This window comes from Metabacillus sp. YM-086 (assembly GCF_048059995.1).
Taxonomy (GTDB): domain Bacteria; phylum Bacillota; class Bacilli; order Bacillales; family Bacillaceae; genus Metabacillus; species Metabacillus litoralis_B.
The window spans coordinates 1-21,124 of the sequence record NZ_JBLUOI010000036.1 but is presented as its reverse complement, the minus strand read 5'-3'; the positions used below and the strand labels follow the sequence as shown (position 1 = coordinate 21,124).

Genomic DNA, 21,124 nt, shown 5'->3' with positions numbered 1-21,124 from the left:
GGGATGAGTGTAGGTTTATTCTTAGGAGTTATTTTCGGGATCTTGCAATCGGGAACTTTACTTTTAACTACGATGATAGGAATCAATTTGGTCCTATCTTTTTATGAGATAGAATCAGCAAACTAACACTCTTTGCAACTCGATATTTAGGAAATGATATAATTTTTAAAGCACTCCGATAAATATGTGATAAGGTGAATTCATTTAACGAATGTACCGGTAATTCCTGATATCAGAATTACCGGTCTATAATTTTTCCTCCCGCCTTCTTACCACCACCCCAACTCAGCGGAATCATTAAGTTGTGAATACTTTTATAGTTAATTCTATTAAAATAAGTCCATACTTAGATAACGTTCACCAGTATCGGGAGCAATACATAGCACTCGCTTGCCAGAGCCTAAACGTTCAGCAATCTTTATGGATGCAAATACTGCTGCAGCGGATGACAAACCAACAAATATCCCTTCTTTGCGCCCTAGGTCTTTAAAAGTTTTCACAGCACTCTCATCGTCAATCTGTATGATTTCATTGTAAATCCGCGTGTTTAGTATTTTAGGTACAAATCCAGGACTTGTTCCCACTAATTTATGAGGGCCAGGCTTCCCGCCTGACAAAACTGGTGAACCTTTAGGTTCTACAACTCCAATATAAAGGTCAGATATTAGTTCCTTTAATGACTCCCCCGTTCCGGTCACCGTTCCACCAGTACCAGCTGTAGCTACAAAAGCATCTAAACGCCCATCCATTTGTTCATAAATTTCAAGCGCTGTTGTCTTACGATGAATGTCTGGGTTAGCCTTGGTCTCGAATTGTTGTGGTATAAAGCTTCTTGGAATTTCCTTCCGAAGTTCTAACGCTTTTTCAATGGCCCTTGCATTTTCTGCATACTCGGGGTTAGTACTACCTCTGCACCAAAAGCCCTTAAAATATTTATTCTTTCTTTTGTCATATTATCGGGCATTACCAAAATTGCATGATATCCTTTAGCTGCTGCATTCATGACTAGACCAATCCCTGTATTACCACTTGTAGGCTGCACGATCTTTTACACTTTTAGATGGATTAAACATTTCTAGTTTAACAAAAACATCAGCCGCACCTCTCGGAACAAGGCGATTTAGTCGCACAACAGGTGTTTCACCGATTAACTCAGTAATATTTTGTACAACTTTCATTTTTTGTCACCTCCCTATCGTTTCTTCCATTTTGTTCATAGTTAAAACAGGCTGTCGAATTCCTCGACAGCCTGAAGTTGATATAAAAAACTTCTTCAATGATTAACTAAGCTTTTATTATTTAAGCCTGTTAATACTATACTTTTCGTTCTTTTTTTCTAAGTATTTTAATTGAACCAACTCACGTAATTTACTTCTTACCTTAAACAAAGGGAGGCTCATATTTTCGGAAACTTCCACATCCGATAATGGTTTTTCTTTTAAAAGGCCTAAAATATAATCGATTTCGGTGACAGTCAGCGATGTATCTCCTTGGCTACATGGCATAGAAATAGACCTCCTATTCCTTTATTCTAGCCAATTCTTTCTTTGCAAAATAACAGTCAATAACTTCTAAATCCTTATCTGCAACTCTTTCTTCAGCAAGCTGTTGTGAAGCAAGTGGTGGAACAACCACTTTTTCACCAGGGTTCCATCCAGCTGGCGTAGATACTTTATGTTCATCTGTTGTTTGGAGGGCTTTGACTAATCGAAGGATCTCGTCCATATTACGTCCAGTTGTCAATGGATAATATATGATCGCACGGATCACTTGCTTATCATCGATTACAAAAACTGCCCGATTGGTTTCAGTGGTACTTTCCCCTGGATGAATCATCCCGTATTTAGTAGCTACGTCTTTGTTAAGGTCAGCAATCACGGGGAATTCAATTTTAATATTTTGTTTTTCATGTATATTACGAACCCATGCAATATGTGTTGGTAAGCTATCCACACTTAAACCAAGTAATTCAGTATTTAATTCTCTTAACTGCGGATAAATGCCTTGGAAAGCAACAAATTCTGTTGTACAAACAGGTGTAAAGTCAGCTGGGTGAGAAAATAGAATCAGCCAGGATCCTCTTTATAGTCTTCTAATATAATTGTCCCTTGTGTCGTAGTGGCTTCAAACTGTGGCGCTGGATCCCCTATTCTTGGTAAACTATAAACTTTTTTCACTATTATTGTTTTCCATGTCCATTCCTCCATTAATAAAAATTTTATATGTTACAAATTAAATTATAAAGAAAGACTTTGAAGAAACCGTGAAGATTTCAAAAAGTTCTAATTTTCTAATTTAAAATAATTATAAATACATTCCAACAAATCAAGCTTTTATATTTCTACATTTGGACTAATAACATTGCATTCAGCAATTATCCTCTTCTTTGGCACTTAAATTTTCTAATGAAAAAATGCGCCCCCTCTTTCCCTTATTAACAATATAAAAAATCAATTTTCAGATCTTATCAGGAGAAGGTCAAGAATTTGTTAAGATTAATGATAAACGATATGCAGTTGGGAAAATTAATAAAAATAGCTTCTAAATAAGGGAGGAATTCAAATGAAAATAGAAGGAAAGCTTACTGTCGTAACTATTTTGGTCTTACTCTATCTTGCTGGATGTGGGGGCATGAATGGGGGAAATACCAGTGATATGATGAACTCTGGGGGCTTAAGCCCTACCATGTTAGCTGACATGATGGCAACACCGGAAATGCAAGATGCGATTGTCCGTGTGATGAGTTCCCCTGAAATGCAGGATCAAATGATTGAATTGATGCAGCAACCCGAAATGCAGGATACAATGGTTAAACTAATGAAGGAACCTGAAATGCAAGATAGTATGATTAGCGTGATGCAAGAGCCGGAAATGCAAAGTGTTATGATTGAAATTATGCAAACACCGGAAATGAAGGAAATATTAAGGGGTATAATTAATGAACAATAAAAAAGCGACGATAGTGACCTCATCACCATCGTCGTAATCTCTCAATATGTTTATTAGTCTAATATTGATGACTAAATATCTTTAACAATACATCATATTAAACCGTTCCTCAATATCCTTTGCAAGGTCCCTTATGGATTGATCATTCACTATTTCAATAAGTCCAAATAGTACTAAATTTAGTACTTCTAATTAAATAGTAATAAAATAATTACCTATTCCCATACATTTCCTTTCCCGACCAAGAAGAGATGCCTCCAGTTAAATGTGAAATATCAGTGTATTTTTTACTTTGAAAAATTCTTGCTGCCTGTTTGCTACGCATCCCACTTTGACAGTATAAGATCAGCTCTTTGTCTATAAGAACTTCATTTAACCGTTCCTTTAATTTAGATAAAGGAATATTAATAGCTTTAGGAATATAACCATTTTTAAATTCATGAGATTCCCGAACATCAACGAGTATGCTGTTTCCATTTCTTACTTTTTCACACACTTTTTCTTGTGTTAAATTTTTCAAACCTTTAACAGGAGCGATTCGTTTATAAAAAAACCATCCAACCAGAGTAAATAAAAATATATTAAGAATAGTGCTAAAATCCAAATTAAGTCCCCCTCTATAACCCAAATAATCTTTAACTGATAGTTTTAATATTTACAATAGTATAGGAGACTCTGCTTATCGTCAGTATCCTATTTTCCTAATGCTATTTGATCCATTACCAGCTTTAATGACTAACTTCGATGCAGTAACCTTCTTAACTCTTACGATAGGTACAACTTTTATTCCCCAGAGTTCCCGTAAATCGATGGCTTTCGGTACTTACGATATTAGTTACCCATCTAGGCTACTTTGCTGATTTATAAAACCTTTAACATGTAAATTAGTATGGAGTTAATCACCTAAAAGAGGCTACCCTTAAGTAACCTCAAATCTCATTAATTATGCTGCTCGGACAGGCTTCCATCTCCGTAAAAATAACGTATTGGTAACAACTGATACGGAACTAAATGCCATCGCTGCACCTGCAAGTACTGGGTTGAGCAATCCGATTGCAGCAACTGGTATGAGAATTGCGTTGTATGCGAATGCCCAGAAAAGGTTTTGTCTTATTTTTCGCATCGTTGCCTTAGAAAGACGGATTGTATCTACAATACCCATTAAGTCTCCACGCATGAGTGTTACATCTGCTGCTTCTATAGCAACATCTGTTCCTGTACCAATCGCAATGCCAATATCTGCTTCAGCTAAAGCTGGTGCATCATTGATACCATCACCAACCATTGCAACAACTTTTCCTTCCTGCTTCAGTTTCTCCACTTCAGCAGACTTATCTTCAGGAAGTACCTCTGCTAATACGCGATCAACCCCTACTTGTTTAGCAATAGCTTCTGCTGTACGTCGATTGTCACCAGTAATCATCGCAATTTCTATTCCCATTTCTTTTAATTGTGAAATCGCTTCTGCTGAGGTTTCTTTTACCGTATCTGCAACCGCAATTACCCCAGCAAGTTCCCCGTCAACTGCCATCAACATGGCTGTTTTACCTTGGCCTTCTAGTTCTTCCATTTGATTGATTAATGACTCAAATACAATTGTTTGTTTTTGCATCAATTTTTTGTTTCCAATGTGGATTTTTTTGTCATCCACTTTCACTTCAATACCATGGCCTGGAATTGCATTAAAGTCAGTCGGATCACTTAATGTAAAACCTTTTTCTTTAGCACCGTTTACAATCGCTTCACCGAGTGGATGTTCAGAACCTCTTTCTGCTGAACCTGCTAATCGAAGCAATTCATCTTCTTGGAAGTTCTGTGTTGTAATGATATCAGTGACTTCTGGTTCACCTTTTGTAATCGTACCTGTTTTATCTAAAACAACCGTCGTTATCCGGTGCGCACTCTCTAAGTGCTCAGCCCCTTTTATGAGAACTCCACTTTCAGCACCTCTTCCTGTCCCAACCATAACAGCTGTTGGTGTTGCCAAACCTAGTGCACAAGGACATGCAATAACTAGAACAGCTACCGCGCTGAAAAGAGCTGGGGTAAATCCTGCTAAAAAATAAGTGATTAGAAATGTCACAATGGCAATACCAATGACAATTGGCACGAAAACACCTGAGATTTTATCAGCCAATTTCTGAATCGGTGCTTTTGAACCTTGAGCCTCTTCCACAAGTTTAATAATCTGAGCCAATGCTGTATCTTTCCCTACTTTAGTTGCCTTAAATTTAAATGATCCATGTTTATTAACAGTAGCTCCAATAACGGAGTCACCAACATTTTTGCTTACTGGCAGACTCTCACCGGTAAGCATCGATTCATCTACTGTACTGTTACCTTCGATAATCTCTCCATCCACCGGTATTTTTTCTCCTGCTCTCACGAAGATGACATCGTCCATTACTACTTCCTCAATTGGAATATCTTTTTCCTCACCATCACGGATGACCCGAGCTGTTTTTGCTTGTAATCCCATTAATTTTTTAATTGCCTCGGAAGTCTGTCCTTTGGCACGAACCTCTAAAAGCTTTCCAAGAATAATTAGCGTGATAATAATGGCTGCAGCTTCATAATAAAGTCCAGTATTTGCACCAGTTATCGTAACAACTAAACTGTAAAAGTAAGCAGCAGATGTTCCTAAAGCCACTAGTGTAGCCATATTGGCACTTCCACCTCTAAGTGCATTGTAAGCATCTCGATAGAAGTGGCCCCCTACATAAAATTGTACTGGTGTTGCTAATAACAATTGAATCCAAGGATTAATATGAAATTGAAATCCTACATTAAACTCATACTGGGCTTGCAAGTCAGAAATCATTTGTGGAAGGAACCATATGGATAAAAAGGCTCCTAGTAAGAACTTATTTCTTTGTGTTTTATATTCTTTCTCACGTGCTTCTTTTTCTGTATCTTCATTGGCATCTCCTGCGACTTTTGCACTATAGCCTGCTTTTTTTACAGCGCCAATTAGCTGATCTACATTTGTTTTACCTGGAATATATTCAATGTTTGCTTTTTCATTTGCTAGGTTAACATTCGCATTAATTACTCCATCTACCTTTTTAAGCCCTTTTTCTATACGAGTCGCACATGCCGCACACGTCATACCAGTTAATGCTAACGTCGTTTTTTCTTCACGAAACCCATAACCGGTCTTTTTCACACTTGCCATTAGTTGCTCAACAGATGTTTGGGCGGGATTATAAGAAACGCTAACTTTTTCGGATGCAAGATTAACGTTTGCCTTACTCACTCCATCTAGTTTTAATAGATTTTTCTCGATTCGAGTTGCGCATGAAGCACACGTCATACCAGTAATGCCTAATGAAACCTGTTTATCCATTGATTCACGAACTTTAGCTTCGCTACTCATTATTCTATCCCTCCTTTTAGCTATATTCTTCTAAAAATAATGGGAAAACCAATATGTAATTCTGAATTGTTTAACTGGCCAAGTGAAGCATTCATAAACAATTCTTTTTAAATTACTAACCTTACACATTGATTAACCCCTATAACTTGGAATCAGATGGGTCAAAAACTTTTATGCCACAACATCGTATCCTAATTCCTCAATTTCCGAATAAATATCTTGTGCATTAACTACCTCATCGTTATACGATACAGCAACTAACTCCTGTTTAAGGTCTACTTTAACCGATTGAACACCGTTTAGTTGTCCTAAGGAACCTTCGATTGAATTCACGCAGTGATTACAAGACATTCCTTTTACTGAAATTGATTTTGTTACATTAGCCATATTAATTCCTCCATTTTATTTAAAAATTTTAAAATAGCCTTATCATACGTTAGTTAATTTATATTATTATCAAATTGGTTAGTTTTACTTCGTAAGTCAGGACCTCTAAAAAACTCTTATCTTTAGTTATTGGTTAAATCTTGAATAATGGGGCATTTATTTGAGGGTGCACCAGACCCTGGGCATTCGTCTGATAGCTTTTGCAATGTACCCTTTATTCGTTGTAAGTCATTGATTTTACCAGTAATTCCACTTATTTTTTCAGATGTAAATTCTTTTACAGTCTGTGCATCATGTCCACCTTCTGAAATTTTTAACAGCTGCAATATTTCATCAAGTGTAAACCCAAGCTCTTGTGCTCTTTTTATAAACTTGATTCGGTCAACGTACTCTCTAGAATATATCCTATACCCCGCTGATGTTCTTGGTGGCTCAGGTATAAGACCCCTTTTCTCGTAATAACGGACTGTCTCAAGGTTTATATTAGCCTGCTTTGCTACTTTACTAATTGATAGAACTTCCATAAGATTCCCTCCTTTCATAATCTATTTTAAAGTCTGTATCTAGGAACAGAGTCAATACATTTTAAAAAATTAATTTAACGAATGCCAAAAATGGCTACAAAAAAAGCGAAAGAATTTCCTCCCTCGCTTACAAAAGTGTCTATTTAAGCTTGTTTAAATTTAACTATGTTTGAATCCTCACTTGTTTGATTCTTTAAATTTTCTACTTCCTGTGTCAGTTTGTGATTTTGCTCTATTAAATCTGCCATCTTAATTTGTAATGATTGTAAATCAGATTGTTGTGTTTGATTTCCCTTGGTTTCTTTTTCTTTATTTCCCGAAAACATACCTTTCATACAGAATAACATCATAAGAGGACATGCCAGTAATAATAAAGTTTCCCAACCCACATTCCACACCTCCTTGTTTCATGTTAGTTTTCATTATAAACAAGGAATTTGAGGAAATTGTGAAGAAGTTAAAAAACTCAAAAATATTTATGAATTACTTATATGGTATATGCTCTTAAACCTAAATATCAAAATATAGTGTAAATTAAGGGGATTTTAGACATTTTCAGAAATCCTCTCCTTTTACAAACTCTTACCTTGAAAGTTTAAACCCTGATAAAGCAAAGTATGTACCAACTCAAAAAACATGTGCTGAATATTTCTATTATATTTAATATAATAAACTCACCCTATGATAACAGTAATGTTTCAATAGTCTCTCGGTTTTGCGAAAATCCAATAAAAAACTCATCATTAATCTTAATTGTCGGAACAATATTTTTTTCCCTGTCAATTTGTTTAGTTCCTTAATGTTTTCTTCATTTTCCACAATATCATGTTCAGCATAATTGAGATTATGTTGAGAAAGAAACTCTTTTGCTGCTTTACAATCTGGGCAAGTCGGAGTTGTATAGATTTCGATAGCAAAATCATTCATGTCTTTTCCCCCTAGTTTTTCACTTTAATTCTTCGTTTCTCATAGATGACATTTTTTTCATCTTTTATTCCATTTGATTCATCATTTTCTCGATATTCATCATTTTTTCTTTTTGTTCCTGCGTTAACTGACCTCTCTTTTATAATTCTTCAAACAAACTCTTCATATCATTCATTACCATTTTGTGATTGTCCATCATCTGTTTCATTTGCTTGTTCATCATTTCCATTTTTTTACAGCAATTCATTTGCTTTGTTTCTTTAGGCTCCTCTGCAGAAGTTGATGTTACTACTGATAAAGACATAGCTCCAACTAACAAAAATATGGTTACAAATATTTGATCACAATACGTTTCATAATAAATTTATCTCCAGTTCATTTATTTAAATACAATAGTAGTTTAACTATGTTTATAAATTGTATCTATATAAAAATCGCTAGAGAATAACGAAACGGATGAAAAGGGATAAATAAACGTAAGAAAAAAGAGTGGTGCCGTCAGGAAAATGCGGATTTACAACGTTAAGATTAAAAAAGTCGATTCCCTAACATTAGGAACCGACTTTTTTAATGGCTATTCAGCTAACGAAGGATAGTTAAGTGTATTTATTGTAAAGCTCCTACCAAAAGGTGCTTTACCCTGCACAACAAGATAATTTCGATACATCTTTATCAAATGTAAGAGCAGCTAATTTTAATCCTTCTGCCATTGTTAAATATGGTGCAAGGCTGTCTTTTAAATTCTCTACGGTTAAACCAAACTTAACAGCTAATGTCGCTGCATATATCACCTCTCCTGCATTTTCAGATACGATATGAACCCCAAGCACTTTTAATGTTTTCGCGTCAGCAACAAGCTTGAAAACACCTGTTGTTCCACGGTTTACTATCGCTCTTGGAACAGCATCTAAAGGCAATACAGATGTTTTTACTTCATAGCCTTTTTCTTTTGCTTGTTCTTCTGTTAATCCCACCGTTGCAATCGAAGGATTTGTAAATGTTACTCCAGGAACAACGGATAAATCTAATTTTTCATTTAACCCACCAATCGCATTATCGGCAACAATTCCACCTTCATTTGCTGCTACATAAACAAATTGAGGTCCTAATGTTACATCGCCTGCTGCATAAATCTTTTCATTACTTGTCCTAGCATAGTCGTTTATCAGTATTTCTTTTCGTTTTCCGACTTCAACCCCTGCTGCAATTAAATTTAAAGAATCCGTATTTGGTTTTCTTCCTGTTGCAACAAGTAATTGCTCTGATTCCACTACTTTTTTCTTTCCATCTACTGTTACATGAACCTTTTTTATCTCTCCACCTTGTTCTACACGCTCAAAAGTTGCCCCTTTGACAAGGTTAATACCTTGTGCAATTAACGCTTTTTCTATTGCTTCTGAAATTTCTGGATCATATTCTTTTAAAAGTCGCTCACTTCTTTGCATAAGCGTGACTTCTGAACCTAAATTATGAAACAATTGCCCAAGCTCCATTCCTATATATCCTGAACCAATAACCGTTAATCGTTTAGGCACCTTTTTTAATTCAAGTAGTGTAGTACTTGTTAGATAATCCACTTCTTCAAGTCCTGAAATCGGGGGTAAAGAAGGAGAAGCACCCGTTGCAATTAAGAAAAGCTTTGCAGAAAGTTTCTTCCCGTTAACTTCAACGGTATTTCCATTAACAAATTTTGCTTCACCTTCAATTAAATCAAAGTCATATTCACTAATTAAATCCACATATTTTTGATTCCGAAGCTCACTAACTAACTCATCTTTCTGCTTGATTAAAGGTGCTAATTCCACTTCTCCAGCAGATGTTTCCAAACCTATAAATGGATTTACTTTTGCTAAATGATTGATTTCCCCAGCACGAAGAAGTGTCTTTGACGGCACACAACCAATATTGACACATGTTCCCCCAACCCTCCCGCGCTCGACCATAGCTACTTTTGCCCCGTATTCAACTGATTTAATCGCAGCCGAAAAAGCAGCTCCACCAGAACCAATGATAAGTAAGTCATAGTCTCCCTCATCACCTAAAACCATTTTTTCTTTAGATTGTACTTCTTCTATTTCTTCAGGTTGATATTTTGCTTCATTAATTGCCTTTTTTGCGCTTTCCACCCCAATATCATCAGGTAATTCAAATACTGCTTCACCACGACGAAAACTAGCTTCAATGTTCTTAGCACCTATATTTTCAAGTGCTACAGCTACATGTTCTTCACAACCCGTACATGTCATTCCTTGGATACTGATCTTATATTTATTCATTCCCTCTTCCTCCTGTTTATATTAGTTTTACCTACTTTCTTATCTCGTAGCCTAAATCATTAATTCCTTTTTCAATTTCATCTAAACTTATCTTTGTTGAATCAAATGTAAGTTGAGTTTCTCCTGAACCTTCAACCTCTACATTTTGAACACCCTCTAAATTGGAAACGGCGGACCTCACCGTAAACGCACAAGATACTCAAGTAAATCCATCTATTTTAAACGAAACAGATTCTAAGTTTTCCGATTGAACTTCATTTGTTGTAGTGCTATTCTCTATAGTTGCCTTACCACATCCGGACAAAAGGAAAACCACTCCAAATAATATAGATAGATATATTAAATATTTCATCATCCCCTTATATCCCCTGACTGAATAATGTATAGATAAGCATTGCTCCAGAAATGAATGTGCTAATCCATAACAACTTTTTCGTTTTCTTTGAACTATTTTTTTGTTCCCATAAAGTAAATGAGCGATAGAAAGCATAATAACCCTATTAACGATAAACAACATTCGATATGGAGCAAACGTAACGGCAAGTGTTCCAGCTAAACCACTTAGATACCAAGTGGTATCAAAATCGCTAAGCCAATTCAACAAAGACTTGCTAAAAAAGCTGATAACATTGAAGCAATTGCAACAACTCTTTCTTTCATTTTTTACATCTCCCTATTTTTATTTAAGTGTTCATATTTAGAATAAGCATAAAGGGTTAAACCAAGAAAAACGACTACAACAGGAATCAAAACATAATCTAAATAGCCTGTTATCGCCCCTAAACCAATAGCACCTAATAAAATAACTAATATAGGTGTAGCACAACATAACAAAACAACAAATGTACCTATCAATCCTGCAATAAAGGTCTTTTTATGTTTCATCTCAAATTTCCTTTCACTCTTCCTCAATCAAGGTTTCAATTATCGGACACGCATGTAACCTTTTTTCATCTGGACATCGTTGTTTTAAATCTTTCAACATACGATCAATTCGTTTTAAGTCCTCTATTTGCTTTTGAACTTCCATTTCTTTTTTTGATACAAATTCAAACATATCTTCGCAGCGAATTTCATCTTTATCTACAACACCTAATAATTTATAAATTTCACTTAAAGAAAAACCAAGCTCTTGCATTCGTTTAATAAAGCCTACACGCTTCACATCATCATCTGAATATATGCGATAACCAGCAGTCGTTTTTGATGGTTCTTGTAACAATCTCTTTTTTTCGTAATATCTAATCGTCTCTTTATTTATCCCACATTTGTCTGCAAATTCACTAATGCGATAGCTCAATTTATTTCACCTCATAAAAAGTATAAACCGTGTACCATAGTACACGGTCAAGTGTGTTATTCTAATTTTTTGTTCATGTATTCTGCAGTTAGTAAAAAAGCGTTCCTGCCTTTTACAGAAACGCATCCCGTTATTTGAATAGAAAAAATTACTATACATCGAATTATGATAAAATTATGTATGCCTTTAAAATTACTGGCTACCCTTAATTGAAATAAGAAATGATTTTTTCTCATCCGATAGCTTTCTATATAATGAAGCTCTAGATATATTTGTGATTTCACAAATTTGATTTACGGTCACATTTCCTTCTTTATATAGCTTAACTGCATAATTCATTCCTGCGTGCTTTTTATGATACTTCTTTAACCGACCTTTAAATTTCCCTTCTTTCTTAGCCAAATCAATTCCTTCACGTTGTCGCATACGAATAAGATCTCGTTCTAATTGGTTAACACCAGCCATTACCGAATTAAAAATTGGCTGTATGGATTTTCTTCGGATAAATCGAGCCATGTGTCCTTTAAGGATTTTAAATTTGCCTTTTTACTCCGTATGTGATCGATTAATTCATATAAATCTTATGTACTACGTGTAATTCAAAGTTAAGTCAGTAACAAAAATAACGTCACCTTCCTGTAAATCTTCTAACATTTTTTGAAGTTGTTCACGATCCTTTGTTGCTCCAGAAACTTTTTCTTCAAAAATATCCATTCCGATTTCATTCAGTTGCTGAAATTTCCTTGAAGGATTCTGGCTAGTCGAACTGACACGTATGTAACCGATTTCGCAACTAGCCAATGTTTCTTAATGGCGCATGTATGAAGACGCAATGAATAAAGCTCAGGCCGTATTAGTAAATTTTCATCACAAATTACAATTGTCTTCCTATTGGGGCGATGGTACAACCTCTTCGTCAGATGGTATGAGAAAGCAGCTAAGTGTTTCGTCACTACATGCAGATGCAAACCCTCATTATGGAAAAGGAAAAGGCACCACCATCTATCTGTTTACGAGTGATCAATTTTCTTCTTATTACACAAAGATCATTCATACTAATTCAATGGATGCTATTCATGTTTTGGACAGTTTATTGCATTATGATACTGACCTAAACATAGAGGAACATTTTACAGACACTGCTGGTTACACAGACCAAATTTTCGGATTAACCCATTTATTTAGGATTTAAATTTGCACCAAGGATAAGAGATCTATCGGACTCAAAATTATTTACAATAGATAAAGCAGGTGAGTATCCAAAACTAGAAGCTATTTTATGTGGGCAAATAAACACAAAAGTCATTAAAGAAAATTATGAGGATGTTTTACGGTTAGCTCATTCAATAAGAGAAGGGACAGTCTCAGCCTCCTTGATTATGGGGAAATTAGGATCTTATTCAAGATAAAATAGCTTAGATACAGCCCTACGTGAGATGGGACGTATAGAAAAAACAATCTTTATTCTTAATTACATTTCGGATGAATCTTTAAGAAGAAAAATACAAAAAGGATTGAATAAAGGAGAAGCCATGAATGGACTGGCAAGAGCTATTTTCTTCGGAAAAGCAAGGAGAGCTTAGAGAACGAACCATACAGCATCAATTGCAAAGGGCCAGTGCCTTGAACATAATCATCAATGCCATCAGTATCTGGAATACTCTACATCTAACTAAAGCAGTTGAATATCAAAAGCGGACAGGTAGTTTTAATGAAGACTTATTTCATCATATTTCACCTTTAGGCTGGGAACATATCAATTTATTAGGAGAATACCATTTTAATTCAGAGAAAGTGGTCTCATTAGATACTATAAGACCACTGAAACTTACTTAGCGTTGTTAAAATTGGGGGGCCGTCTCGGAAACGGGCTTAACGTTGTAAATCCGCATTTTCATGACGGTACCCCAAAGAGAGGTGATTTTATATTGAATATGGACTTTGGCTATCTATTGTACCATTCATTCTTGAAATTATTTTAGCTACTTGGACTAGACAAGTGATTCCTTCCCTGTTGATCGGGTTATGGGTAGGGAGTTTGATTTTAACAAGGTCTTTTCTTGGGTCCATTTCTCAAACAGTTGATTATATTGTCGGGGTGCTTTCCGATCCTGGAAACTTAGACGTTTTACTTTTTTTATACGTCTTCAGTGGTTTAGTTGCTCTCATTTAGCTATCGGGTGGTGTACAAGCCTTTGTCAAGGTAATGGATAACTACATTACCTTGGCAAAAAAAGACTCTAATCGCTTCATGGCTACTGCTTCCTATCACATTTATTGATTGTGGATTTCGCGTTGTTGCAACTGGTTCTATCATGAAGCCGCTAGCTGATCGTTTTTCAGTTTCACGTCAAAGATTAGCCTACATGTTAAATAATTCTGCTAGTCCAGTCATTGTATTTACTCCGGTTGCGACTACTTATATTGGCTACATTATTGGAGTAATAAGAATAGGAATGGGTGCGGCTGGAATAGAAGGTTCAGCTATGCAACTCTTTTTGTCCAGTTTACCCTTTCAATTTTTTAGTTTTACATCGGTTACAATTGCCTTGTTATCTGTGTTTATAGGCTGGAATTTTGGAAGCATGCAGGAATTAATTCAATCTACCCAAGGTTCAAAAAAGGGAACTACCTTCAAACAACCTGCACATGCTATGGAAATGTCTGAAGAACTTGGAAATACAGATAAGGCGGGTACAGCCAAAGACCAAATGGGTGTGACCACAAAAGGAAAGATGGAAGAAATGGATATGGATATGGGCTTAGGCAAGCCTGCTTTGAAACCAAGACTGTTTAATCTTTTAGTCCCTATCCTGATGCTAATTCCTTTAAGCTTTTTCCTCATGTGGTGGAAGGATCTCGGTTTAACCGACCTTATTCGAACAACTTTAGGCGGAACACTAACACCAGTATGGGTTCCTGTTCTTATTTTTATCGTTTCAGGAGCTGTTACTTATTTTATAGGGTCGTCTTGGGGAGCACGGGCGTTAATGTTGCCCCAATTGCAATCCCTTTAGCTGTAACAACTGGAGGGAGTGTTCCTCTTGCTGTAGCTGCTGTTTTTTCAGGAGAGACTTTTGGAGATGTCACTTCTCCCGTATCCGGTATGACTGCAATGTCTGCGGGCGCCGCACAGGCAGACCATATGAAATACGTTAAGGCAATGACTCCCTACAATATATTAGCGGCAGTATTAGCTGCAGGATTGTTTTTAATAATTCCTTATTTTATTTCTTAAGAATAGGGGGGAAAGATTAAAATGGATGAATTACTGTATATTATTGCTTTAGTGGTTGCGATAGGTGAAGCATTTACTTTTTTAATTATGGAAAATCAAAGCAAATAGGGTTTGCTCGCATTATGCGAAAACAAGATATAAGGAAAAAGAAGGAATAAACCGTAGGTGCTATTATGATGGAATCTATAAGAAAACTTTCTCTTAGTAGAGATTTTCAAACCCGATACTTCAAAATGGCGAAGGATTATTAATTCCTCGCCATTTTATAGGGTGCATTCAATTCATTACAAGTATGAATAACTCAAAAGTTTAAAAGTGAAACCCTTAAATTATTGGTTTAGCAAAAATCATTCTTCCTGCTGAGGTTTGTAAAATCCTAGTTACCAAGACATCAATATATTCACCTAAATAATCCCTTCCTTGTTCTACCACAATCATTGTACCATCGTCTAAATAGGCAATTGCTTGTTTATCATCTTTTCCGTCTTTGATTACTTGGACATTGATTTTCTCTCCTGGTAAGACAACTGGTTTTAAAGCTTCAGCTAGGTCATTGATGCTTAAAACCTTAACATCATGTAAATTACATATTTTGTTCAAATTTGTGTCATTTGTAACGACACTACCGTTTAGTAACTTTGCAATCTCCACAAACTTATCTACTTCCTGTATCCCATTGAAGTCACCTTCATAAATTTCAACTTTTATATCCGGCTCTTTTTGGATCTTATTCAAAGTGTCAAGACTTCTTCTTCCACGATTTCTTTTTATAACATCAGAAGAATCTGCTATATGTTGTACTTCTTCTAAAACAAATTGTGGGATTAATAATGTCCCCTCTAAAAAACCCGTTTTGCATATTTCTTCAATTCGACCATCTAAGATTACACTTGTATCTAGAATTTTTAATTTACTTTCAAGTTCCTTTACACTTTCCAGATTTACTTTCGTATTTTTAGCTTCACCTTGATTCGAAATAGATAAAAATAAATTTACAAGGTCATTTCTTTTCTTAGACCCTACTTGATATCCTAAATATCCAAACAAAATAGTAAGAGATATTGGAAAAACTGTATTAACTAACTCTATACTCATTGCCTTCAAGGGACTCGTAATTAAGAATGCTACAACTAATCCTAAAATAAGACCGAAGCTTCCAAATAAAACATTCGTTATGGGTACCTTTAATAGTTTTTCCTCCATCCAATGTATCATGTTAAGACCCGAATTAATCAACCAAAATATCGTAAAGAATAATATAATAAATCCTATTAAATAACTCATCCATAAGGGCATTATCCCACCTGTCATAGCGGTTATGAGATCCGGAATAAGAAATATCCCAATTGTTCCACCCACAACAATAATAAATAATTTAAAAATCCTTTTTAACATTATTTCACCTTCTTTATGACTTCAATGAAATGTTCCTGTTATTTAAAGAATGGCACATACCCTTCTTCAGCCTTCATATCTCATTTCTTAAAGTTTATTTTACCTTTATGGAACGATCGTATCCTTTACAGACTAGATTGTGTTTTATTAATCAGGAAAATTAGAACTAGTTATTTCTTGCTAATAAAAACCCCATTTAAAACTTACTTAAAAGTTCAAAATGGGGATGAGAGTTATTCGGATATTTACTATGTTGCCAAATGTTCTCTTGTTTTCACTTTTATTCTTTCTTGCCAAATTTTAAATAATATTCTTGCCAAGCAAATGATAAATAGACTTACGAATAATGCCCCATGAATTTGCATTTGGATCATCGCTTGCCCAAGAATTGCAATAAGAACTCCAAAAAGCATCTGTCCTTTAACACTTTTTGGCGATGTTTTTGGATCAGTGATCATAAAGAATGTAAAGATTAATAGTCCACCCCACATAAACTCATTAAAAATAGAAGTAAATGTTTTGTCCCAAATAATCATTCGAACAATTCCTGCTAAGAAAAACATACCTAGAAAAGAAACAATTGTTGAAAACCTCTTAACTTTATACACCATATAAGTACCAGCGGTTGCAATTATAAATAATAGTGCCCAAAAAAATCCCCATTGTAGCGGCGCGGTTGCGACAGTAATTGGGAAAGCAAATGAAATAACTACAATACCGATGTTGGAAGGGTTAAATATGTGACTGCCCTTATATTTCAGAAAATGCTTTGAGGTTATAGCAACGAATATTGTTAATACAAATGGAACAATTGAATCAGCACGCAATAATAACCCTGTACTTAACCCAGTAATTATTGCACTATATGGGGCAACTATTTTTTTTGTTTTTGCATAAGTAAATAAAATCTCTAACACAACACTTGTTAAAATGGCTGCGATGATCTGTATTGTTGTTACTCTAAATTCTAAATAATTTAATCCAATCCACGAAAATATAGATAAAATAATAATTTGGGATATTCTTGGATCACGACCAAATTTCATAGATTTTCCAACTCATTTAATATCGACTTAAGAGGAACATACATATCATCCACCGATATTTCTTTCCACTTTACACTCCCATCTTTATCAATAACAAAAACAGAATGAGTATCTACTGGGCCCATGTCCATTCCTCCTGGTACATTATAAACACCATACTTATCTCCTAATTGGTGGTTTGGGTCATACATGATTGGGATTTTTATATCTTTTTCATCTGCAACCTCTTGCGAATATTTCAATGGGTCAGTAACAGCAGCAACTACAACTGCATTTAGTTTTTCAAATTTATCAAGGTTATTGTTAAGTTCTTCAAGTTGATCAATACAGGCCTGACAATTGTTTCCTTCATAAAAATAAAGAACAACATTTTTATCTTTAAAATCCTTTAGGGCAATGTCACCTTGAGTTGATTGAAGTTTAAATTCTGGTGCCTTTGTGCCTGGCTGTAATCCGCTTGTGTTTTTTTCCTTTTCATTTAACATTTGTATTAAAAATAACAGAATGAATATAAGGACTATAAAACCAATAACGAAGAAAATCCCCTTATTTTTACCTTTTACTCGGCTTTTATTAATATTATTTATCATTGTATTCTTTTACTCCCTTTCATAGATTACAAAGTAAACTTTATATTTAAAGTTATCGATTTAGTGAAATAAACTAAAAGGTGTATGACAATTAATGCATGTATAGCTGCGATATTCAAAGATATACTGCTAAAACATGCATTTAAATGACACATATACTAGGTTGTCTTCCCCTACTTTTAAAACTAGGACAATAGTAAGTATAATGTAGAATTTTGAAGGAATTGTGAAGTATAACAAATAAATTTAAATATTTATAATTTGGATCCTTTGTTTGTCTGGGAATGTATATTTTTTATAACTTTGACTGTTTTATATTTAGCTTTTATCGGACTCAATTCTGAAATAAGAAAGTGATGAAATTGACTTAAAAAGAACCTATCTTTTTATAACAGACACTATTTTATCAGAGAATAGAAAAGGAGGTATTAGCAGGAGATACCTTCTAGTATGTATAGCGGAAGTATTTTACCTTATGGATTTAGTTTTCTAATAAATCAAGAAGAGGTATGGATATGCAGAATTATTTAGGGGTGTTTACAAGTTAGTACATAAAGTAAATATCCATTTTCTTTATCTTTATATTCATGTACGATATGTTTTCAGAACGTAAAATGTACCTACCATAGATTTAACTTTGGCTATCCATTGATGAAAAGTTCGATACGATATGAATACATTTATGACTATTGAGATAATCGATGCTACAATAATTGGTTAAAGTGTTCCAGTAAAGAAAGCGCTGTGAAGTATTTGCAGAAATTTTAAATTATGATGAACTGCTGGAAGTTAAAGTAACAAAACTAATGGAAGAAACAACACTTTCTAAATTTATTCATCTTGTAGAAATAGCTCAAATAGAAGGAACAACATCTTATGTGTTTGTAGATTAATCATAAATTACTATACACACACTATAATAATCTTGGATCTATAAATGTACTGTCTATATCCCTTACTATTTAGTGATGAACGGAAGGAATCGGTTAATTGATCAATAACGTCTTCCTTGGTTTAAAATTATCCTAACAAAATTCCTTGGAATTAACGGATTACTCATTTGTTACCTTGTTTCCTTTTTCTTAATGATAGCTATTGAAAGAAAAGGTTCTTAACATAAAAAAACCGCTGTTGTCGTTCAAAACGACAGCGGTTTCTTATGTGGTTATTGGTGTGGTTTACTACCAAATTTTCAAGGAGATACAGTATTTGTACTTCCCTGTTTGCACCTTAAAACGGAACCCGTTAACGCTGGTTGAGACTTTTTTATAATAATTTCTTTGATAAAGGGATTTTTCATTCTTTCCAGAAGATCCATTGATTTATCAGGTTATTATAAAGTCTATTCAGCATTGTTTATGAAAATGTTAATTTGCTATTAATATCTTATATTGGGACATAATAAAATATGGTAAGTTTGTACATTTTTCATTCTTGATGTATTAAGTTCTCTTTCCAATTAGTAGGAAAACCAATATGAAGGAAGTCTATGTTTTCATCGTACTCCAAGATTAATGCCTCTAAATCAATTATAAATCTCCGACTCTCTTCTCTTGTTAGTAATCTTTGAATAATGTAAATAGCAGCATATATTTTCTGATTATTAAACCTTTTTAAATCTTCTTTAAATAAACGTGGTCTAAACGTCAGCTTCTTATTATAAAGTCGTCCATAATGCGCACAAACATTTCGTACATTTGAGAGTGTTTGTAACCAACTCTCTAAATATAGATAAGGGATATTATAGTATACTTTAGCTATATGCCTTTTTAAGTCTTCATTTAAATTACGATAAAGCTTAGAAATATAACCAAATGATGTAACTTCTATAGCTGCCCATATAGGAATATTACCATTATATTTTTTAAAATGGTGCTCAATAAAGAGCTCACCTTTGCGACTTCTACTTATTAGATTTTCTAATTCATCTAAGGATTCTTTATGATATTTTTCTTTAATGAAATTCTCTTTATCTTTATACCCAAGTGGACCAAATTTATGAGCAATCTCATATGAAATATGAGTGCGAAAAGATATTTCTATTGTTTCTAGAACTCCTAATAGTAAAAGGCGTAATCTTCGATCAAATTCATATAACGAAGTTAATTTTTCAAACGTTGAGTTTTCTGTATAGTGTTCCTTACATAAAGGATCTTTGAATGTTATTGCATATGCGCTTAACCTGTAGTAATTAACTCTTTGTAAATATTTTTCAGCGAATTCTGAATTTTCTATATGTAAGTTTCTCTTTTGGAAAATTTCTACTTGCTCTCTATATGTAGTAGGTGGTTTAATTTTCATATAATCGTTATCAGAATTCACAGAAATAACCCCTTAAATACAAAATGACCCACCTTGGTCCGCATTGTTAAGAGGCGTGGTGGGTTCTGTTACCTTTATATTAATACTTATTAAAATTATAGTCAAGGTATCTATATTATCTAAGTTGGAGAGTAATCGTTCTAAAGAGATCTATAGGAGTTAGGTTGCTTTCTGCCCTTTTAATTATTTAGCTCTATGAAACTTAAATGCATCGTATATAGATTGGTTAATCATTACTAAGTAGTTTGCATCTGCTTGAACGTAGGGTGAATTTACAGGGTGCATGGAAGAAAAGTTAAATAAATACTCGCCATTAGGAATGTATTTAAAGTTATCCTGCCACAATTCCGCTCTCCAAACATATTTCGTTGAACTCGTGGAAACTAGATTAAAACTTGCGGAAGGAATTTCTACTTTACCTATATCTACCCCTAAATCAATTGATCCCCATACATACGCAGCTGGTGTACTTGTTAACTCAATAACAAACTTTTCACCCGCTTTAAACATATTAATATCAGGATTAAACCCTTCAGCAGCCCATCTATTTCTCCATTCATCTGTATGAGTAACAAATGCTTGAAGCTTTGCAATGTTAACTTCTATAGTTTTCGTAATAGTATCCGTATCTCCGTCGTTATCAGTAACTTTAAGAGTAACTTCATACTGGCTAGAAGTAGCAATAAACTCTGGATACTTTTCAGTACTGCTGCTCGTTGCTCCAATAGTTGGTGCTATGCTCCATTCATAAGAAACAATCGTACCATCGACATCATATGAGCCTTCTGGATTTA

Annotated in this window: 20 protein-coding genes and 6 pseudogenes; 4 read left to right on the top strand and 22 right to left on the bottom strand. The window is 34.5% G+C overall.

The genetic code is table 11. The annotated features are described in order from the left end of the window. Window positions 1-329: 329 nt before the first annotated feature. The 3 genes and pseudogenes from ACEWK1_RS15690 to ACEWK1_RS15680 all read right to left on the bottom strand — a co-directional run bounded on the left by ACEWK1_RS15690 (window position 330) and on the right by ACEWK1_RS15680 (window position 2,207). Window positions 330-1,178 (bottom strand): annotated as a pseudogene (locus ACEWK1_RS15690) (PLP-dependent cysteine synthase family protein). 117 nt (window positions 1,179-1,295) lie between these two features. Next, window positions 1,296-1,505 (bottom strand): hypothetical protein, encoded by a 210-nt coding sequence (locus ACEWK1_RS15685; protein WP_098796890.1) that lies wholly within the window; start codon window positions 1,503-1,505, stop codon window positions 1,296-1,298. 13 nt (window positions 1,506-1,518) lie between these two features. Next, window positions 1,519-2,207: pseudogene (locus tag ACEWK1_RS15680) on the bottom strand (peroxiredoxin). A 355-nt stretch (window positions 2,208-2,562) separates the two neighbouring features. Between ACEWK1_RS15680 and ACEWK1_RS15675 the strand changes: the two are divergent. Beyond that, window positions 2,563-2,949 (top strand): GerD family protein, encoded by a 387-nt coding sequence (locus ACEWK1_RS15675; RefSeq protein ID WP_098796893.1) that lies wholly within the window; start codon window positions 2,563-2,565, stop codon window positions 2,947-2,949. A 211-nt stretch (window positions 2,950-3,160) separates the two neighbouring features. On the opposite strand, the gene ACEWK1_RS15670 is transcribed toward ACEWK1_RS15675, so the two are convergent. The 14 genes and pseudogenes from ACEWK1_RS15670 to ACEWK1_RS15605 all read right to left on the bottom strand — a co-directional run. After that, entirely contained in the window at window positions 3,161-3,553 is a 393-nt protein-coding gene (locus ACEWK1_RS15670) for a rhodanese-like domain-containing protein (RefSeq protein ID WP_231309816.1), read from the bottom strand. A gap of 339 nt (window positions 3,554-3,892) precedes the next feature. Continuing rightward, window positions 3,893-6,325 carry a heavy metal translocating P-type ATPase gene (locus ACEWK1_RS15665; protein ID WP_098796897.1) on the bottom strand — a complete coding sequence of 811 codons (2,433 nt, stop codon included), beginning with the start codon at window positions 6,323-6,325 and terminating at the stop codon, window positions 3,893-3,895. Window positions 6,326-6,496: 171 nt separating this feature from the next. Continuing rightward, complete coding sequence (copZ, locus tag ACEWK1_RS15660) at window positions 6,497-6,712, bottom strand: copper chaperone CopZ (RefSeq protein ID WP_098797095.1); 216 nt, start codon at window positions 6,710-6,712, stop codon at window positions 6,497-6,499. Between the two features lie 122 nt (window positions 6,713-6,834). Further along, window positions 6,835-7,236 carry a MerR family transcriptional regulator gene (locus ACEWK1_RS15655; RefSeq protein WP_098797094.1) on the bottom strand — a complete coding sequence of 134 codons (402 nt, stop codon included), beginning with the start codon at window positions 7,234-7,236 and terminating at the stop codon, window positions 6,835-6,837. 143 nt (window positions 7,237-7,379) lie between these two features. Continuing rightward, entirely contained in the window at window positions 7,380-7,625 is a 246-nt protein-coding gene (locus tag ACEWK1_RS15650; protein ID WP_098797093.1) for a DUF2933 domain-containing protein, read from the bottom strand. Window positions 7,626-7,896: 271 nt separating this feature from the next. Further along, entirely contained in the window at window positions 7,897-8,163 is a 267-nt protein-coding gene (locus ACEWK1_RS15645; RefSeq protein WP_098797092.1) for a glutaredoxin family protein, read from the bottom strand. 139 nt (window positions 8,164-8,302) lie between these two features. Next, window positions 8,303-8,467: a hypothetical protein gene (locus ACEWK1_RS15640; protein ID WP_176551057.1), complete on the bottom strand. Its 165-nt coding sequence runs from the start codon at window positions 8,465-8,467 to the stop codon at window positions 8,303-8,305. 331 nt (window positions 8,468-8,798) lie between these two features. Next, the gene (merA, locus tag ACEWK1_RS15635) at window positions 8,799-10,439 is read right to left on the bottom strand and encodes a mercury(II) reductase (protein WP_098797091.1); all 1,641 of its coding nucleotides are present in this window, start codon (window positions 10,437-10,439) and stop codon (window positions 8,799-8,801) included. 31 nt (window positions 10,440-10,470) lie between these two features. Beyond that, window positions 10,471-10,623: pseudogene (locus ACEWK1_RS15630) on the bottom strand (heavy-metal-associated domain-containing protein); the annotation flags it as partial. Window positions 10,624-10,798: 175 nt separating this feature from the next. Then, a pseudogene (locus ACEWK1_RS15625) lies at window positions 10,799-11,099 on the bottom strand (putative mercuric transport protein). Window positions 11,100-11,102: 3 nt separating this feature from the next. After that, a complete protein-coding gene (merF, locus tag ACEWK1_RS15620) occupies window positions 11,103-11,324 on the bottom strand; it encodes a mercury resistance system transport protein MerF (protein ID WP_098797089.1) in 222 nt (73 codons plus the stop codon). Between the two features lie 13 nt (window positions 11,325-11,337). After that, complete coding sequence (merR, locus tag ACEWK1_RS15615) at window positions 11,338-11,739, bottom strand: Hg(II)-responsive transcriptional regulator (protein ID WP_098797088.1); 402 nt, start codon at window positions 11,737-11,739, stop codon at window positions 11,338-11,340. Between the two features lie 192 nt (window positions 11,740-11,931). Further along, entirely contained in the window at window positions 11,932-12,141 is a 210-nt protein-coding gene (locus ACEWK1_RS15610; protein WP_255301606.1) for a helix-turn-helix domain-containing protein, read from the bottom strand. Next, window positions 12,133-12,540, bottom strand: a pseudogene (locus tag ACEWK1_RS15605) (recombinase family protein); the annotation flags it as partial. The pseudogene ACEWK1_RS15605 and the gene ACEWK1_RS15610, both read right to left, overlap by 9 nt. Here ACEWK1_RS15605 and ACEWK1_RS15600 point away from each other — a divergent pair. The 3 genes and pseudogenes from ACEWK1_RS15600 to ACEWK1_RS15590 all read left to right on the top strand — a co-directional run. Continuing rightward, window positions 12,530-13,575 (top strand): annotated as a pseudogene (locus tag ACEWK1_RS15600) (transposase); the annotation flags it as partial. The pseudogenes ACEWK1_RS15605 and ACEWK1_RS15600 sit on opposite strands and share 11 nt — an antisense overlap. 479 nt (window positions 13,576-14,054) lie before the next feature. Continuing rightward, window positions 14,055-14,756, top strand: a complete 702-nt coding sequence (locus ACEWK1_RS15595; RefSeq protein ID WP_098797087.1) for a Na+/H+ antiporter NhaC family protein — start codon at window positions 14,055-14,057, stop codon at window positions 14,754-14,756. Beyond that, window positions 14,711-14,977 (top strand): Na+/H+ antiporter NhaC family protein, encoded by a 267-nt coding sequence (locus ACEWK1_RS15590; protein ID WP_176551056.1) that lies wholly within the window; start codon window positions 14,711-14,713, stop codon window positions 14,975-14,977. The genes ACEWK1_RS15595 and ACEWK1_RS15590 overlap by 46 nt, the downstream gene beginning before the upstream one ends. A gap of 324 nt (window positions 14,978-15,301) precedes the next feature. Here the strand turns inward: ACEWK1_RS15590 and ACEWK1_RS15585 are convergent, their stop codons facing one another. From ACEWK1_RS15585 to ACEWK1_RS15565, 5 genes are all read right to left on the bottom strand, one after another. Next, window positions 15,302-16,372 carry a PIN/TRAM domain-containing protein gene (locus tag ACEWK1_RS15585; RefSeq protein WP_098797085.1) on the bottom strand — a complete coding sequence of 357 codons (1,071 nt, stop codon included), beginning with the start codon at window positions 16,370-16,372 and terminating at the stop codon, window positions 15,302-15,304. A 248-nt stretch (window positions 16,373-16,620) separates the two neighbouring features. Beyond that, window positions 16,621-17,418 carry an RnfABCDGE type electron transport complex subunit D gene (locus tag ACEWK1_RS15580; RefSeq protein WP_098797084.1) on the bottom strand — a complete coding sequence of 266 codons (798 nt, stop codon included), beginning with the start codon at window positions 17,416-17,418 and terminating at the stop codon, window positions 16,621-16,623. Continuing rightward, a complete protein-coding gene (locus ACEWK1_RS15575; protein WP_098797083.1) occupies window positions 17,415-18,008 on the bottom strand; it encodes a peroxiredoxin family protein in 594 nt (197 codons plus the stop codon). Before ACEWK1_RS15575 ends, ACEWK1_RS15580 begins: the two co-directional genes overlap by 4 nt. A 1,428-nt stretch (window positions 18,009-19,436) precedes the next feature. Further along, a complete protein-coding gene (locus ACEWK1_RS15570) occupies window positions 19,437-20,330 on the bottom strand; it encodes an Abi family protein (protein WP_098797082.1) in 894 nt (297 codons plus the stop codon). Between the two features lie 183 nt (window positions 20,331-20,513). Further along, on the bottom strand, window positions 20,514-21,124 hold a 611-nt coding region (locus ACEWK1_RS15565; protein WP_416636463.1), incomplete at its 5' end, for a PKD domain-containing protein.